This is a genomic window from Staphylococcus massiliensis CCUG 55927 (genome assembly GCF_000298075.1).
GTDB lineage: Bacteria > Bacillota > Bacilli > Staphylococcales > Staphylococcaceae > Staphylococcus > Staphylococcus massiliensis.
In genome coordinates, this window is record NZ_JH815593.1 from 1253259 (window position 1) to 1270167 (window position 16909).

General features: G+C 34.5%; 13 protein-coding genes and 2 pseudogenes. 2 read left to right on the forward strand and 13 right to left on the reverse strand.

The window, feature by feature from the left end; genetic code table 11:
- Window positions 1-480 precede the first annotated feature (480 nt).
- The 3 genes from A33S_RS0106295 to A33S_RS0106305 form a co-directional block, all read right to left on the reverse strand.
- Window positions 481-1485 (reverse strand): inorganic phosphate transporter, encoded by a 1005-nt coding sequence (locus A33S_RS0106295; protein ID WP_009383190.1) that lies wholly within the window; start codon window positions 1483-1485, stop codon window positions 481-483.
- 13 nt (window positions 1486-1498) lie between these two features.
- Window positions 1499-2116, reverse strand: a complete 618-nt coding sequence (locus A33S_RS0106300; protein WP_009383191.1) for a DUF47 domain-containing protein — start codon at window positions 2114-2116, stop codon at window positions 1499-1501.
- Window positions 2117-2600: 484 nt separating this feature from the next.
- Window positions 2601-3515, reverse strand: coding sequence for an NAD(P)H-binding protein (locus tag A33S_RS0106305; RefSeq protein ID WP_009383192.1), 915 nt, complete (start codon window positions 3513-3515; stop codon window positions 2601-2603).
- A gap of 121 nt (window positions 3516-3636) precedes the next feature.
- Here A33S_RS0106305 and A33S_RS0106310 point away from each other — a divergent pair, with 121 nt between their 5' ends.
- Window positions 3637-4143: a GNAT family N-acetyltransferase gene (locus A33S_RS0106310; RefSeq protein WP_009383193.1), complete on the forward strand. Its 507-nt coding sequence runs from the start codon at window positions 3637-3639 to the stop codon at window positions 4141-4143.
- Between the two features lie 86 nt (window positions 4144-4229).
- On the opposite strand, the gene A33S_RS0106315 is transcribed toward A33S_RS0106310, so the two are convergent.
- The 9 genes from A33S_RS0106315 to A33S_RS0106355 form a co-directional block, all read right to left on the reverse strand.
- Window positions 4230-5060: a YitT family protein gene (locus tag A33S_RS0106315; protein WP_009383194.1), complete on the reverse strand. Its 831-nt coding sequence runs from the start codon at window positions 5058-5060 to the stop codon at window positions 4230-4232.
- Window positions 5061-5292: 232 nt separating this feature from the next.
- Window positions 5293-6291: an alpha/beta hydrolase gene (locus tag A33S_RS0106320; protein WP_009383195.1), complete on the reverse strand. Its 999-nt coding sequence runs from the start codon at window positions 6289-6291 to the stop codon at window positions 5293-5295.
- A 45-nt stretch (window positions 6292-6336) separates the two neighbouring features.
- Window positions 6337-7404 carry a YkvI family membrane protein gene (locus tag A33S_RS0106325; RefSeq protein WP_009383196.1) on the reverse strand — a complete coding sequence of 356 codons (1068 nt, stop codon included), beginning with the start codon at window positions 7402-7404 and terminating at the stop codon, window positions 6337-6339.
- 320 nt (window positions 7405-7724) lie between these two features.
- The gene (locus tag A33S_RS0106330; RefSeq protein ID WP_009383197.1) at window positions 7725-9164 is read right to left on the reverse strand and encodes an MDR family MFS transporter; all 1440 of its coding nucleotides are present in this window, start codon (window positions 9162-9164) and stop codon (window positions 7725-7727) included.
- A 187-nt stretch (window positions 9165-9351) separates the two neighbouring features.
- Window positions 9352-9852: a hypothetical protein gene (locus A33S_RS0106335; protein ID WP_009383198.1), complete on the reverse strand. Its 501-nt coding sequence runs from the start codon at window positions 9850-9852 to the stop codon at window positions 9352-9354.
- Between the two features lie 420 nt (window positions 9853-10272).
- Window positions 10273-11073 (reverse strand): ABC transporter ATP-binding protein, encoded by an 801-nt coding sequence (locus A33S_RS0106340; RefSeq protein WP_009383199.1) that lies wholly within the window; start codon window positions 11071-11073, stop codon window positions 10273-10275.
- A gap of 239 nt (window positions 11074-11312) precedes the next feature.
- Window positions 11313-12146 carry a YitT family protein gene (locus tag A33S_RS0106345; protein ID WP_009383200.1) on the reverse strand — a complete coding sequence of 278 codons (834 nt, stop codon included), beginning with the start codon at window positions 12144-12146 and terminating at the stop codon, window positions 11313-11315.
- Window positions 12147-12599: 453 nt separating this feature from the next.
- A complete protein-coding gene (locus A33S_RS0106350; RefSeq protein ID WP_009383201.1) occupies window positions 12600-13826 on the reverse strand; it encodes a NupC/NupG family nucleoside CNT transporter in 1227 nt (408 codons plus the stop codon).
- Between the two features lie 421 nt (window positions 13827-14247).
- Window positions 14248-15966, reverse strand: coding sequence for an ABC transporter ATP-binding protein (locus A33S_RS0106355; protein WP_009383202.1), 1719 nt, complete (start codon window positions 15964-15966; stop codon window positions 14248-14250).
- 200 nt (window positions 15967-16166) lie between these two features.
- On the opposite strand from A33S_RS0106355, the pseudogene A33S_RS11665 reads away from it, so the two are divergent.
- Window positions 16167-16772, forward strand: a pseudogene (locus A33S_RS11665) (serine hydrolase); the annotation flags it as partial.
- 43 nt (window positions 16773-16815) lie between these two features.
- Here A33S_RS11665 and A33S_RS12205 read toward each other — a convergent pair.
- Window positions 16816-16909, reverse strand: a pseudogene (locus A33S_RS12205) (IS6 family transposase); the annotation flags it as partial.

The window sequence follows — 16909 nt, forward strand, 5'->3', positions numbered from 1 at the left end:
TGTTTCTGATTTCTTGTAAATTTGAACGGCCTTGGTTTACACGTTTTCGATTTCTTGTAATTGAAGGTGTATTACTTCTGTTTATCACGTTCTACTTTTCTTGATAAACCAAGGCCTTCCGTTTATCACGTTCCAACTTTCTTGATAAACCAAGGGCCTCCGTCTATCACGTTCTTACTTTCTTGATAAACCAAAGCCCTCCGTTTATCACGTTCTTACTTTCTTGATAAACCAAGGGCCTCCGTTTATCACGTTCCAACTTTCTTGATAAACCAAGGGCCTCCGTTTATCACGTTCTTACTTTCTTGATAAACCAAGGGCCTCCGTTTATCACGTTCCAACTTTCTTGATAAACCTACCGCTTCCAAGAACCTACTTACCTTACCTATTCCATCCGTACGCCCTATATCAATAATTACAACGAAGTCACCACATAAAAAAGGGCCAAAACATGCGGACATGTTTTGAACCCTTCTAACCTTATAGACCAAACATATGTAATAGAGCGTAAATAAGTGCAGCGAGTATACCTGACATCGGTAATGTAATAATCCATGTAATCAACATACGTTTAGCTGTATCCCACTTAACGCCTTTGATTCGGTTTGATGAACCGACGCCTAGAATTGACGATGATACAACATGTGTAGTAGATAATGGATAATGAAGTGATGAAGCCACGAAAATTGTTAAAGCGGATGATAAGTCTGCCGCAGCACCATTCGCAGGTCTAATTTTCATGATGTTACCACCAACTGTTTTAATAATACGCCAACCACCAACTGCGGTTCCTAAGCCCATTGCGACAGCACACGAAATCTTAACCCAAAGTTGCGGCTCAGTAGAGTGCTGCATGTTTGCGACGATTAAAGCCATTGTGATGATACCCATCGACTTCTGGGCATCGTTTGTCCCATGTGAAAAGGACTGTAAGGCCGCTGTGAAAATCTGAAAGATACGAAATCTATGATTGGCTTTTGATAAATTCGCATTTCTAAAAATCACTTTAACGAGCGAATACATGGTAAAACCAACTGCAAAGGCAATAATTGGAGACAAGATAAGTACTAGAATAATCTTTGTGAAACCTTGGTAATGTAGCGCAAAGAACGAACCTTGAGCCATAATCGCAGCGCCTGCAATCGAACCGATTAAAGCGTGCGAAGACGAACTCGGGATACCGAAATACCACGTGATCAAGTTCCAGAGTATCGCTGCTAAAACGGCTGCGAGCACTACTGTTAAGCCATTCTGTAATTGAAACGGGTTTATAATATCTTTCGTAATCGTACTTGCAACTCCCGTAAACGTTAAAGCACCAAAGAAATTCATTATTGCAGCTAAAAATATTGCTTGCCTTGGTGAGAGTGCACGTGTTGACACTGCAGTAGCTACTGCATTTGCTGTATCGTGGAAGCCATTAATAAAGTCAAATATCAGCGCAAACAATACAATAGCTAACGTTATAATGATGAGATAATCCATATATTAAACTCCCTTAGCTATTTTTCATTATGATTGTTTCAAAATTATTTGCTACCGTCTGACATTTATTCGCGATTGTTTCCATACTCTCATAAATATCTTTCATCTTAATGAGTTCGATTGGATCTGTTTCACTATTGAAAATGTGTTTGATCGACTGACGTAACACGCCATCACAATAAGTTTCAAATTCTTTGATATTAATCGAGTGAACGCGCATATGAGAAAGCTTTCGGTCAACTAATAATCCAATCGCGAGTTTCATTTCTTTAATCGCCTTTTGAATATTATCAACGAATTCCACCATATACTCGTCGACATCAACAATAGAATACATTTCAAACATCGCTGAAGTTTCTTCCATCGCATCTAACACATCATCAATTGCGTTACATAAAGACATGATATCTTCACGTTCAATTGGTGTGATGAATGTTTGATTTAAATCAGAGATGACTTGATGCATTAATTCGTCACCTTGAGACTCATGGCATTTGATTTTATCAGAATAAGTTTTCAAATCGAGATGAGATTGGAAGTTTAATTCACCAAACTCGGTTGCTGCCTGATCTAAATTTAAAACCATTTCTTCTAAACGTAACATAAACTTATCCTTTTTCTTACTAAACATTGAGGTGCCTCCGTATCATAAATATGACTTCAAGATAAAATTTTGTCTATTCTATCTTATTTTAAACCATCGTTTCTCAAAAAACTAAATATTTCGTTAATGAAATTTACATTTCATTAATATCACAAATTGAAAATAGCATATTTTTTACCAAGCGACAATAAATTTCTTGAATTACTAACTATTAAAAATTACATTTATACCTAAATCGCAAATATTTGTGAAACTTTATAATGTATACCAGTTCGCTTTTTATAAGCGCATACTTATATAAAGGTAAATCTACTAGTGGCTTATAAGTGTGTGTCATTAAAGGTCATTACGACTCACTTCATATATAAAGGTCATTACAGTTCGCTTCTTATGAGCGCTCGCATCTTTAAAAGTCATTACGACTTGCACCCTAGCAACGCATGCATATTTAAAGGCCTTTTCAAGTGGGAAGCGACACAGCTTCAAACTTAAAAAGACCTATGAATTAAGTTTATTTCGTATAGACGCGTTCTTCGTCCGTTGTTGTTGTTTGGAAACGTTTGATACGACATTTAACTTCAAAGCCGCGCATAATAATTTGATATAAAGGTGCTTCTAAGAAATAATGGAGTGGCCAAGACATCTTAGGAATGTAATCCATTAAGTGGACGATGACGTAATCTTTATCTGGTATCTTACGGAACTCGAGTTTAGCTGTTTTAGGTCGATTGTTCTTAGTCAGGCGACCATCCACCATACGAAGAATTAACAAGTTGTTTTCGTCATAGTACTTTTCAAACTCGAAAATCGGCTTCTTATCAAGATTCGTATAAATCGCATAATAATTATTTGTTACAATCGTTCTGACAAACGTACCGCTCGTTTGGCCTAACCACTCGAAATAGTACTTAACAAAGTCATTAATCGTCCACGCTTTGGGAAGTGGCATGATTTGAGCACTTCTCATGTCGTCGTACTTACCAGGTTGGAATTCTACTGAAACATGTGGGCGTTTAACCTTTAAGTCCGTGACTTCAATCGGCGTTTTATAATGACCTAGCGTTTCTAAAGTTTCGTCATCATATGTACTGCCGCGGACATAAATAATTTTCTTAACACCATTTAATTCTGCAGCGCGACCGAAATTATCTGCAGCGATTAAATTAAGCACGCGTGCAGTAGCTTGCGTAATCTTCGCTGAATGTTTAGTAGGATCTAAATAGTAAATCGCAATGTCCATATCACGCATCGCTACACGCATATCCTTAAACTTATAGATATCACGTTTTAACCATTTAATATTCGGAACGGATTTCTCTTTAGGATATTTGGAAATCGTATACACGTCGCCACTATCTTTAATATGTTCGATTAACGCTTTACCGATAAACCCTGTTCCACCTGCAAGTAAAATTTTAGGTTTCATAACTGACATCCTTTACTAATAATTTTATAAATATATAAGTATGTGAATAAGTTGCTAAATGTTTGTTATATACACAAAAGGTGTAAAGTATATTAAATACATAAAGTTAGGAGTAATCCATATGGCACACAAAATACGAGAAATTAATATTAACGATGTAGAAAAGATCACAGGTTTACTCTCAAAATTACATAACGAATCCGAATTTATGTTATATAGTCCGGGGGAATATGCGCCTTCTATGAACGACGCAATTTCAAACCTCGAGCATATTATAACATCTAAGACCGATACCATTTTAGTCGCTGAAACACCGTCTAATGAGCTGATTGGTTATATCACTTTAATTACCCGCAAGTTAGAACGTGTCCTCCATGTCACGCGAATTTACATGGGTGTGCTTAAAGCCTTTCAAAATAAAGGCATTGGATTACATTTAATTAATGAATGCGAAGCTTGGTGCAAGGCAAACAACCTTACTCGCATCGAGCTCACTGTTGTAAAAGAAAATACACCAGCCATTCAACTTTACGAACGCGCAGGTTATGAAGTTGAAGGTGAATTACGTCAATCTCTAAAAATTAACGGGACTTTCCACAATGAATTAGTGATGTCTAAAATTCTGTAAATCTTTACCCTTCATTATTATAATATCATTTCACCAAAAAAGGAGCTAAAACAAAATGTCATTTGCATTAGCTCCTTTTCAAATAGTTATGGTATTTTAATAAAGCCTTCCCCAAAGATCTCACGTACATCATTCACTACGACAAACGCATCTTGGTCATAGCGCTTAATGAGTTTCTTGAGTTTCGGTAATTGACTGTTTGAGATAACAATAAATAACATATCGCGATTCACTTGAGAGTATTGACCTTTCGCACTTATAACCGTTGAACCTCTACCAATCGTGTCATAAATAGATTTGCTTATATCATGATTCTCTTTAGAAATGATATAAACACCCTTCTTAGGGTTCAAGCCTTCAAGAATGAATGACATCGTTTTAGAAATCACAAACAGTAACATAATCGTGAATAAAACACGTTCGACTGGTAACACCAGTAACGCACTGAGTACAATCACAGAATCGATTAAAAACAGTGCTCTAGATGTTGGTACATGGAAATATTCATTGAATATCTTAGCTAATATTGACGTACTTCCGAAAGTGCCGCCATAAGCAATGATTAATCCTGTGCCTAATCCGATAATGATACCGCCAAATATCACGCCAATAATAGGTGAATCAATATGGAAATCGACATTTAACGTTACCTTTAAAAAGACAGATAGAAATATCACTGACACGAGTGTATACAGCATTTTCTGCTTGCTTAAATACTTCCATCCTACAATGAGCAGTAAAATATTAATAATTAAAGACGTTAAAAAGGTCGGTAATTTAAAACTATAAAACAGAATCAACGATATACCAATAGCGCCACCTTCAGCGAGTTGCGTCGGTATGACAAAGCCATTGATACCTAGTGCAATTAATAGACTACCTAAGATTACAATTGCGATTATTTTAAGTTCCTTCATTTAAATACCTCCCTTTTAAATATTATCTATATGCTATAAATTTACCTTTCATAAATATAACGATACATTTATATTTTAGTACGTCACACGATAAATACAACACGTTTTACAACAACTCAATCATTTATTAAATGGGACGGCATCTTCTTGAAAAGCCCTATCCGAAATTTACGCATAATAAAAGAGCACAAGACATTCTATCTCATGCTCTTTTACATCTTATTCACTTGGTTTATAATTCTCCTGCAGGTTTCTTTCTAAATCCTGAAGAATCCGTGTGTTCTCTTAGAAAAGCCCTTACGCGTCTAATATTTTCTTTAGATTCCGGTTTGTCTAAATGAAATTGGTATTGATGATGAAGATTATGACTACCATCAAAGAAAAAGCCTTCAACTGGTACATCCTTTTCTTTAAGCGCGCTATAGAATGCACGATTCTGACTATCAAATGGATCGACATCACCTACTGATAGGAAAGTTGGCGGATAATCTTTTGTAGCCTGCTTAACCGTAGACATTTCAGAAACATCCTTAAAGTTATGTTCCCAATCTTCCTTACCCGTATAACTCTTCATAAAGAGTTCAATTCTTGGAAATTCAGTTTCTCGAACCGTTTGCATATCGTAAAAGCCACCGAAGAAAATCGCAGCTTTAATCGCATCCTTATCAAACTGTTGCTCAAAATCCATTTCTTCTCGTAAAGATTTATTTGTTTGCATTGCCGTATACTGACTTGCCATTTGAGCACCTGCAGAGTCACCACCAAATATAACACGATCATAATCTATTGGTAGACCATGCGTGTTTTGTTTAATGAATGAAACAGCCTTATCCATTTGACGAAGTTGAGTTGGATATTTGTAATCCGGCGCTAGCGCGTAGTTAATATTCACGACAATGTAGCCTTTTTCTGCAATTTTAGATAATAGATTATTCTTATACTGCTTATCCCCTGCGATATAGCCGCCACCATGCATCCAAAATATGACCGGTAATTTTTCATCTTTATCAAGTTCTTCTGGTGTTAAAATATCTAAGTAACTCTTAGGATACTTACTCCCATAAGGGATGTCCGTTAGTGCTTTAATGTGCTGGTTATTTATCGTGACTTTATCTGCTTCATTATGAAGTCGATGTTCTTTCCACTTAAAATAAAAATAGCCAGTCAGGAGACTGGCTATTACGACTACGATAATGATTATTACAGTTATCTTTTTCTTATTAGAAATCATCGTGTCAATCGTCCCTTTCGGAAAGATTGTAACACATCTATCATATTAAGCAATAAATTTCTTATTCTCTTTCTTTCTCATGAAATATTTAACTAATACACCGACAATTACGATTAGACCAATCCAACCCATTGTTGGGTAAAGTACTTTGATTAAGTCTTCGAAACCGAAGAAACTTAAGCCATAACTTAATAACATTAAGACTGTTATAAAGATATAATACTTTTTAGAATATGGTTTTGTAAATCGTGCCGCGATAGAATACGATAATCCTAAAATTGTGTTATACATTACTAATAACATAATGATTGATAACACGGTCGAAACTATAGGATGAATTGAATCCGCAAGTGTTAATGTCGGAATCGATGAGCTTTTAATGCTTGGGTACTCTGATTGTAACGCAAAGTTAATAAGTGCTAATAAGATCGTGTAAATAATACCACCGAATAAAGCACCTGAACCAGAGATACGACGTCTTGAAGCGTCACCACCGATTGCAATTAACGTTGTAAACCCAACTGAGAATGCTAAACCACCATAAACAAAGCCATTTAAAATACCTTTGAAAATGCTTGGATGTTTAACTGTTGAATTTACTTCTGGAAGACTTACTTGGCCTTTAAATAAGAATACTGCAGCGATAAGTACGACCATAATAATTAAGAATGGTGTAACGAAACCTAAAGCACGTACAATCTTATTAAAATTCATAAGTAACGTAACGAAAATTAAGATACACATGATTAGAGCACCTAACCATGTTGGAACGCCATAACTTTCTTTAAATGTTGAACCGGCACCTGCTATCATGGTAATCGAGATACCTAGTAAACATATAATAAGTAGATAGTCGATGATACGACCAAATGCTTTACCAAATAAATATTCTAAAGTTGATTGATGGTTATCAGCATCTAAGCCTGTTCCAATTTTTGCTACTTGTCTACCAATAAAAGATAAGATTAAACCTGAAATAATTACACCAATGTATGACCATAAGCCATAATCAGCGAAAAATTGTTTAACCTCTTGACCGGTTGAGAAACCAGCGCCGACTACTACGCCGACATAAGCGAATCCAATTTTTATCGCTTCTTTGTTCAATGTCATTGTTTTGACCTCCTCGAATTGCAAAACACGTTTAACATTAAATCATATACATGAAATCATTTCAACTTAACATTTTGTATACAAATTGAATAAATATTAAGAATGCTATGTATATCTCTATTAATTTGAGGTTCTATTTTTATAAAATGTCTAAATTAGGTATAAAAATACAATATACATAGAATATTCTTTTATTATTAAGATTTTATTAAGTATTTCGCGAAACTTTATTTTTCAGAATTTTAAGAATATGTAATCCAATATTTAATCCGACATCAAGAATACTCAGATGTCGGATTATATTATAATGTAATTATATTTTACCCTTTTCTACTTGCTTTAATCTTACTTTTTTCATTTGAAGCTGTCGTTAAGGTAGAAGCAATTACAATTGCAATTGCAATTAGTATTGCTGCAAAGAAAAATGAACCATGTAAACCAAATGTCATAGCTTCATTAGCCGCTTCTTTAGTCTTAGAGCCTAGTTCTTGTAATTTATGATTTTGTAATGCTGTTAAAATACCTACGAAGATAGCCACACCTAATGCGCCACCAATAGGTTGTAGTAAGTTAAAGATCGCTGTACCGTGAGGGTACTTTTCCTTAGGTAAAGCATTTAAACCATTCGTGCTCGCTGGCATCATAATCGCTGAAATAGCAACCATTAAAACGATATATGCAATAATGAATGTAATCATTGATAAACCAGGGTGTATTTTCGTATAGAATAAAGCCACGCCAAATAGTGCGAATAAGCCTGGAAGTATTAATTTACGCGGACCAATTTTATCGAATAAAGCACCCATCGCTGGTGATAACAAACCATTTAGTATTGCACCTGGTAATAAGATAAAACCAGCCACTTTAGCACTGAAGCCCATAGGTCCTTGTAAATACATTGGCATTACAATTTCTGAAGCAAACATACTCATCATAACGATAAGGAATATTAAAATACCGCGACGATAGTTCGCATATTTTAAAACACTAAAGTCTAAGATAGGTTCTTTTAGTTTTCTTTGACGTAATACGAAAACAATAATTGAAAGGAAACCTATTATGATAGGTAAAGCCGTTAGTGGATTTAAGAAACCACCTTCTGCTGAGCTTGATTCAGAGAAGCCGTAAATAATACCTGTTACCCCAATTGTAGAGAGCACAATAGATAGAATATCAATACGAGGTTTTGTAACTTCTCCAACGTTGCTTAAATATTTATAAGCGAAGATTAATGTAAATAACATAAATGGAATGACGATAAAGAATAGCCATCTCCAACCTAATAAATCCACTATAACTCCGGATAACGTAGGTCCAATTGCAGGGGCGAACATAATTACTAAACCAATAGTTCCCATAATCTTACCACGCTTTTTCTCATCGAATAATAAAAGCATCGTATTCATGATTAATGGTATCATTAATCCGGTACCAATGGCTTGAACCATTCTACCAATTAAAAGCATTGGGAAGCTTAATGCAAATCCTGCGATTAAGGAACCTATTATAAAAGTAATAATAAGTGTGAAGAATAATTTTCGAGTTGTAAACCACTGAATAATCAATGCGGATAATGGCGAAATAATACCCATAATCATCATAAAGCCACTCGCCATCCATTGAACTGTCGTACGAGACACATGGAATTGGTGCATGAGCTCAGTTAAAGCAATGTTTAAAAGGGTTTCATTTAATATCATAAAGAAAGCCCCTACGACAAAAACAGCTAGTATCATTGTATTTGTACGGTTATTAGACATGAAATCCTCCTTTTCTTAAAATTCATTAGCCTTGCAATTGTACACAATTGTAAAACATTTAGAAAGTAATTGACTTACTATTTTTTAATATTAATTGTTTTAATGAAAAATCATACATGTCTATTTTCACAAAAAGAAAGAGTTGAAACCATTAAGATGTTTCAACTCATAAAATGAATTCATCAAACTATTTAACTTCTTTGTATGATTGTAACTCATTAAAATCAACAACGACGTTATCCATACGCTTCGCCGTTTCTTTTAATACGTTACGTGCAACTTTGTTATTTGGATCTAACTTCAGTATCTTTTTCGCTACATCAAAGGCATGTTTATCTGTAATAACTGGTTCAGGTAAAGCATGAAGTAATAACATTTGTAATAAACTTTTGACTTCTTTACCTTCAGTTAGTCTAATTGATGCTTTCGCATGATAATATGCTGAATCTATAGCGCCTGGTACATCACTCAGAGGATAAACCAATAATAAAAATGCAATATCATGAATTTCTGCTGTCTCTTCTTGTTTTAGCATATCAACAATACATGTATAAAACATTGTACTCTCAACTTCATGGGCACTAGATATAAATGCTTCTTCAAATTCTAAAACGTCAAGCTGAGACAGGAGACTTTTAACTGCTTGGAATTCGCCGTTTAAGACGTGTTCTTTAATAAGTTCCTGCATGTTACGTCCTCCTACACTTTCTTAATTTAAGCGCATTATTGATATAATAACACAAATAAAATAAAATTTCATTTAAATTAAATGTAAAAATAAACCCGTCATCAAATTTTTTCTAACTCGAATGTGACCTTATTAAAAACTTTAAGTTGACCGAAAATAAATGACTATAGTCCAATCGATTTAAAATAAGCATACCATGAATAAGTCTAAAAATCTGTAATCCTTTAGTCTTAATTCATCATATAATTAGGGTCATATACATCGATATTTAAGACAACTTTATTTTCAATCATAATTTTCTCGATATTCTTACCTTGCCCGCCATACGCTTTCTTTAAAATGAAGAAATTAAAACATAAAACAGGGCGTATAACTAAGATAATTTACTCTAATTATACGCCTTCGTTATTTAAGAATCATTTATTTTGAATAGTGTTTACACAATAAATTGTAAGTGATTAACATTGGTTTACCTGTTCTTGGGTCAGTGCTTAATTCTGCGTCAATGTTAAATACCTCTTCTAAAATCTCATTTGTAAGTACTTCATGTGTTTCACCTTGAGAAACGATTTTTCCAGATTTCATTGCGATTAAGTGATCTGAAAAACGTATAGCCTGATTAATATCATGAAGCACCATAATAATCGTACATCCCTGTTCTTGATTTAATTCTTGAACAAGTTCCAAGATTTCTAATTGATGAGAAATGTCTAAGTACGTTGTCGGTTCATCAAGGAATATAATATCTGTCTTTTGTGCAAGCGCCATCGCAATCCAAACGCGTTGTCTTTGACCACCACTTAAGTCATTAATTGCGCGATGTTTAAAGTCATCAGTACCAGTAACCTTTAATGCCCAATTAATTTCTTTCTTATCCTCAGCACTTAAACGTCCAAATCCTTTTTGGTGAGGAAAACGTCCATACGATACTAACTCGCCAACCGTTAAGCCGTCCGCGACTTCAGGTGATTGTGGTAGTATCGCAATTTTCTTGGCAATGTCTTTAGTTGATTGTTTATGAATGTTCTTACCATCAAGTAAGACTTCTCCTGATTTACATCCAAGTATACGAGATAGTGCTTTAAGGAGGGTAGACTTACCACAACCGTTGGGTCCGATGATCGACGTTACTTTTCCATCAGGAATTTCAACATCTAAATTATCTAAAATAACATGATCTTCATATCCAATTGTTATTTCTTGACCTTTCAAGCGATTCATAATTTGCCCTCTTTCTACTCGGAGTTATATATTTATATACTGCAAGTATTCATTTTCTCTACTATATCATATCAATCTCTTTAATTGATAATCATTATCATAATGTATTGTATCATCTCATCTGTATTTTTTCTATAAATAATTACAATATACGACGAATGGTCGAGTAGAAACTAAAGCGCTTTCATCATGAAAATAAAAAAAGCGAGACTACTTTAAGTCTCGCTGTGCCTATCACACTAATCATCTACTAAGAAACCGTTACCATAGACATCCCGGACGTCATGGACGACTAGGAATGCGTTTTCATCAATTTTACGAATGAGTCGTTTTGTACGCGTCACTTGAGTCTTACTAATTACGACATATAAAATATCCGTTTCCTTCTTAGAATAATAACCTCGGCCATTTAAAATCGTACATCCGCGACCGATTTTTTCATCAATCATTTTAGCTACATCATCTGGATTCTTAGAAATAATCGTCATCGCTTTCTTCGTATTTAAACCTTCAATAACGAATTCCATAACTTTTGTACCTATATATAATGAAAGAATTGTAACTAATACTTTATCTAACGGTATAACAGTTAGAGAGATTGCCACAATAATCAGATCAAAGAACAGTAATGCATATGGCGTACTTACATCTAAATATTTATGTGCGATACGAGCGAGAATCGTTGTCCCGGCCGTCGTACCACCTGCAAGTACAATGATACCGATACCTAATCCCACTGAAAAGCCACCAAAAACTGCGTTTACGATAATGTTGCCTGTTTGAACGTGCCAGCTTTCCGTTAGCTCTAAAAATACCGAAATCAATACTGTCGCGACAATCGTTAAATACATACTTCGTTTACTTAAAAATTTATATCCTATTAAAATTAATGCAGCGTTAGCTACAAAGTTTGTTATTGCTGGCGATAGATGGAATGCATAATATAATACGATTGCTAAACCAGTGACACCACCCTCACCGAGGTTACCAGAAATGACAAAGGCATTAACCCCAGCTGCAAATGCAAAAGATCCTAAAAGTACTAAGATTAAATCTCTTACTGTACGTTTCATCTTTTAGCCCCCTCTCTAAAATTCACCCTCAACAACTGAAATATTAGCACAGTTCTGACACTTTGCACAACTTCACTTTAAGCCTATACCGCACTAAAAGGTCTCAGTGACGCGATTCGCGATAGATTTTTAAAATTCTGAATTTTCGGTTTACTTTTAAACTGACGTTCGATATAATGAATTTACTTCTTGTTAATTTTATAACAAGAAGCCATCTCCTTTGTGTTGTTTATGAAAACAATCAATTTTTGCTCAATTGTATGAACAATACCTAACCCATATTGTTGATACTAATAAGAATTCATTTTCCCGAATGGACCAAGATGACATACTCACCTGATGTTATCTTGGTTTTTATTTTCAAAAAAAGTGGGACATCGCATTCCAATAAAGCTATGTCACCTTATCAAAAGCCAATGCCCCTAACTTAACATTATTCAACTTATTTACATATTACCAAGCGAATAAGCCAACAAAACCTGCTGTTAATAATGAAACTAATACACCTGATAATAACATCATAGGTACGTACTTAGATACAAAGTCTGATGTTTTTTCATTAACAATTCCTTTTAATGTACCAATAATCATACCTAATGTAGAGAAGTTCGCAAACGATACTAAGAACGTACAAATAATCGCACGTCTATGCGCATCATAATCATTCACATGTTTACTTACTTCACCCATTACTACGAACTCATTTGTTACAATCTTCTTAGCCATTTGTTGCGCTACTTCCCAAGCCGCATCTACCGGAAGACCTAGTAAGAATGCAAATGGGAACATTAATGTTCCTAAAATTTGGTCTAAGCCAAAGCTACCTTTTAATCCAAATAAGTGACCAATTGAACCTGTAATGACATTAATTAAACGGTCAATTAATTCAGAAAGCGCAACGAAACTGATAACAAAAGCTACGATAATTAAGATCAGTTTACCAGCTGCTAATACAGAATCACCTAAGAACGAGAAGAATGGTTGGCGTACTGCTTGATCATCTAAGTTGTAAATCACATCTTCATCTTTCTCTAACTTAACAGGATTTAAAATACTCGACACAATCATCGCGTTAATAATATTAAGCGGAATTGCTGTTAAAACGAGTTCACCTGGAATCATTTGAACATAAGCACCAACGATAGCACCAGATACAGAACTCATTGACATCATCGCAATCGTTAATACACGTGCTTCGTTCATGCGTTTCATTTGTTCACTTGAAACGGCGATTGCTTCAGTATTACCTAAGAACATCATTTCAATACCAAAGAAAGATTCAAATTTAGGTTGTCTTGTAATCTTCGCTAAGATAAAACCAATGAAGCCCATAATTTTCGGTAAAATTCTGAAGTACATTAAAATATCAAATAATGGAACTACAAGTAGGATTGGGAATAAAGCCGCTACAGCCATATCCATTTGCTTAGTAGCCGTGAAACTGTTGAACGCGAAGCCTACACCCGCGAACGCAGCACTAATTACCCAGGAAATACCATCAGCTAAGATTTTTACAAACTGTGTACCAGCTGGGAATGAAACGAATAGCCACGCTAAAAATAAGTTCATGAGTACTAAGATCCCGACAGATCCCCATTGAATATTTTTCTTATCTCTTGAGAATAAGAACGCTATCCCAAGAAACGCTAACATACCAATTATGTTCATCAACAAAAACATGGATACACCCACCATTCAAAAATATTTCTGCCTTGCCATATTATGTTTGTCTCTAACAATGTCGCATTGTTTAAAGTATACCACGTGTGCTTTATCGTGAGAATACAAATTTATTGACAAGTTGTTTAAAAATATGCTTAATTTTTTTAATCTATAATTTATGTGTCGATTATCTTTTAACGATGTTTCTCAATATTTTATAAATGTTTCATTACAATTGTTGTAACGCACAAATTCATACGCCCCATTTTTGAAAAGCCCTTTAAATTCTCAAACTATAACTCACGAAATATCTACGACGAAGCTAGTTAATAGAAAGTAAAAAAGAGCCTCACATGATACATCACGTATCAAATGAGACTCATTATGTGGGTTACAATCACCCATATTTAAGATATTCAGATAAGCTAAATTCGAACGCTTAATTAGATAAATTTTGTGTTTCAACAAAACGTTGATATTTCTCGTGAGAAGCCATTAATTCATGGTGACCACCTTTTCCTGTAACTTCACCTTGATCAAGGAAAATAATTTGGTCAGCCTTTTTAATTGTTGAAAGACGATGCGCAATGACGATCGTTGTACGATTTTCCATTAATGTTTCAAGCGCATCTTGAATTTTTCGTTCACTTTCACTATCTAAGTTAGCTGTTGCTTCATCTAATAATAAAATATCTGGATTTTTAACAAAGCTACGTGCTATATCAATACGCTGACGTTGACCACCTGATAATTTGAGACCTCGTTCACCGACTATAGTGTCATAACCTTGGTCGAAATCTAAAATAAAGTCATGACAATTTGCGAGTTTTGTATACTCAATTAATTCATCATCAGAAACTTCACGATCAATACCGTAAAGAATATTGTCACGAATCGTACCATTCATCATCGCATTACTTTGCATTACATAACCGATTTTACGTCGCCAATCAGAAAGCGATAAATCGTATATTGAATGATTGTTATACGTGATGTCGCCTGTTTCAATTTCATACATACGTTCAATTAAACTGAATATAGTACTTTTACCAGAACCAGATGGTCCTACAAAGGCGGTTACCTTGCCTTTTAACACATTAAATGAAACGTCCTTTAAGATTGGTTTGACGTCATAACTAAAATTAACATTTTCAAATGCCAAGTTACCTGTTTCAATGTGCTTTTCAGATGGTAACGCAATCGGTTCAAGTGGTTCATGTAAGATTTCATAAATACGGTTACTCGCACCAGTAGCGCGACGATAATCCGTTAGTAACGTTGATAAGTTCACAAGTGGCATTGAAAGTTGTACCACTAAGAAAATCATTGTAACAAGGTTACCTGCCGAAATGGCACCTGAACTTACACGGTAACTACCAAAACCTAAAATAATACCTATCGTAAGTAGCATGATTAAACCTGAAATAGGTTGGATAATCGCTGTAATTTTAGCTTGTCTTAAGCCCAGATGATAAATTTTAACTAAATTAGATTCAGCTTTATTAAGCTCAACATGTTCTGTGTTAGAAATTTTAACTAAACGCATCTCTGTAAGTACACGGCCTAATAAACCACTGAAGTTAGCAATTTCAGATTGCGTATCTTTAGAAATACGTTGCATCACTTTTCCTAATGGAATCATGATTAAAATGAAAACTGGAATTGTGATAAATGTAAGTAATGTCATTTGCCAGTCGATAATAAATAATAATACTAAAGAGCCTATCAATGTGAGTGCTGATGGAAATAAATTCGGTAACTTCTGCGAAATAAAGTTATTAATAACTTTCGTATCATCAGTCAATCTACTCATTAATTGTCCACTTTCATTCTGATCAAAGAATGGCATCTTCAAGTGAATAATGTGTTTCCATAAAATCGATCTAATTGAATAGATGATTTTCTCCCCAATTTTACTTAATAGATAAAGTCCCAAACCGCTTAAAATCGCATTTAATGCGAACACGATAATGATGACAACGATCATCGTTGTATTAAGTTCACCTTTATTCGCTTGATCTACCATATCACCTGCATATTTAGGTACAAATAATCCGGTTAGACTCCCTAAAAGCGATAAAAGGATAGCTACGATAACAAGGCCTTTTGGCCAAGATATACGTTTTAATAAATAATTGAGTGGATTGCTTGAATTCATTTCTAATACCTCTACTTTATAAAATTTGAAGCTATAACCAACACTCGATTATAAAAAACCAAATTTCATATTAAACCTTCACGTCTCATACAACCACTTAAAAATAAAAACATATTAACAACTAATCATTCTTAAAATATTGTTAATATGATATTATTATTATGTTGATGTACTTATATTTTTGAACGAGGGATTTAATTATGAAAAAGATATTTAATTCATTTATTTCCATTTTGATAGCTTCTTTAATTATAACACCTTTTAGTAAAGCTTACACACCTACACCAGTTGAAGTTGCAAATCAATCTGGATATCAAATAGGCCTAGGCTTCCAGCCAGAAGGCGCTATTCAAATTAGCCATACAGGCCAAGTACTTTACGAATTTCAAATCAACAACGAATGGCCACCAGCTTCAATGTCTAAGCTCATGACGATGTATTTAGTACTTGAAGCTGAAAAAGAAGGCAAATTGTCTTTAAATGACACAATTAAAATCACGGACGACCACTATCGTATGTCTACGCTACCAGAACTAAGTAATACCAAACTTTATCCTGGTGAAACATATACCATTAAGGAACTACTACAAATTTGTGTATCCGCTTCAAGTAACGCAGCCGCTTTAATACTAGCTACCGAAGTTTCAGAAACGCGTTCTGATTTTACAGATAAAATGAATGCTAAAGCAAAGAAAATCGGCATGAAGCATACGCATTACGTTAACCCAGCCGGTGCGTCTAACCGTTTACTACAAAACTATGCACCTGAAGGCTATATTAATGAAGAAGGTTCTGTTGCAAAGTCAGAAAAAATATAACTAATTATCATTTTAACATGGTAGTATTCCCTTAACTGGCCAACATGTGATTAATTTCGTAGCCGGCGAAAATCCGTAGATTTGAAGAGACCTACGGTTCTTTTTATATAGACTATAAATACACT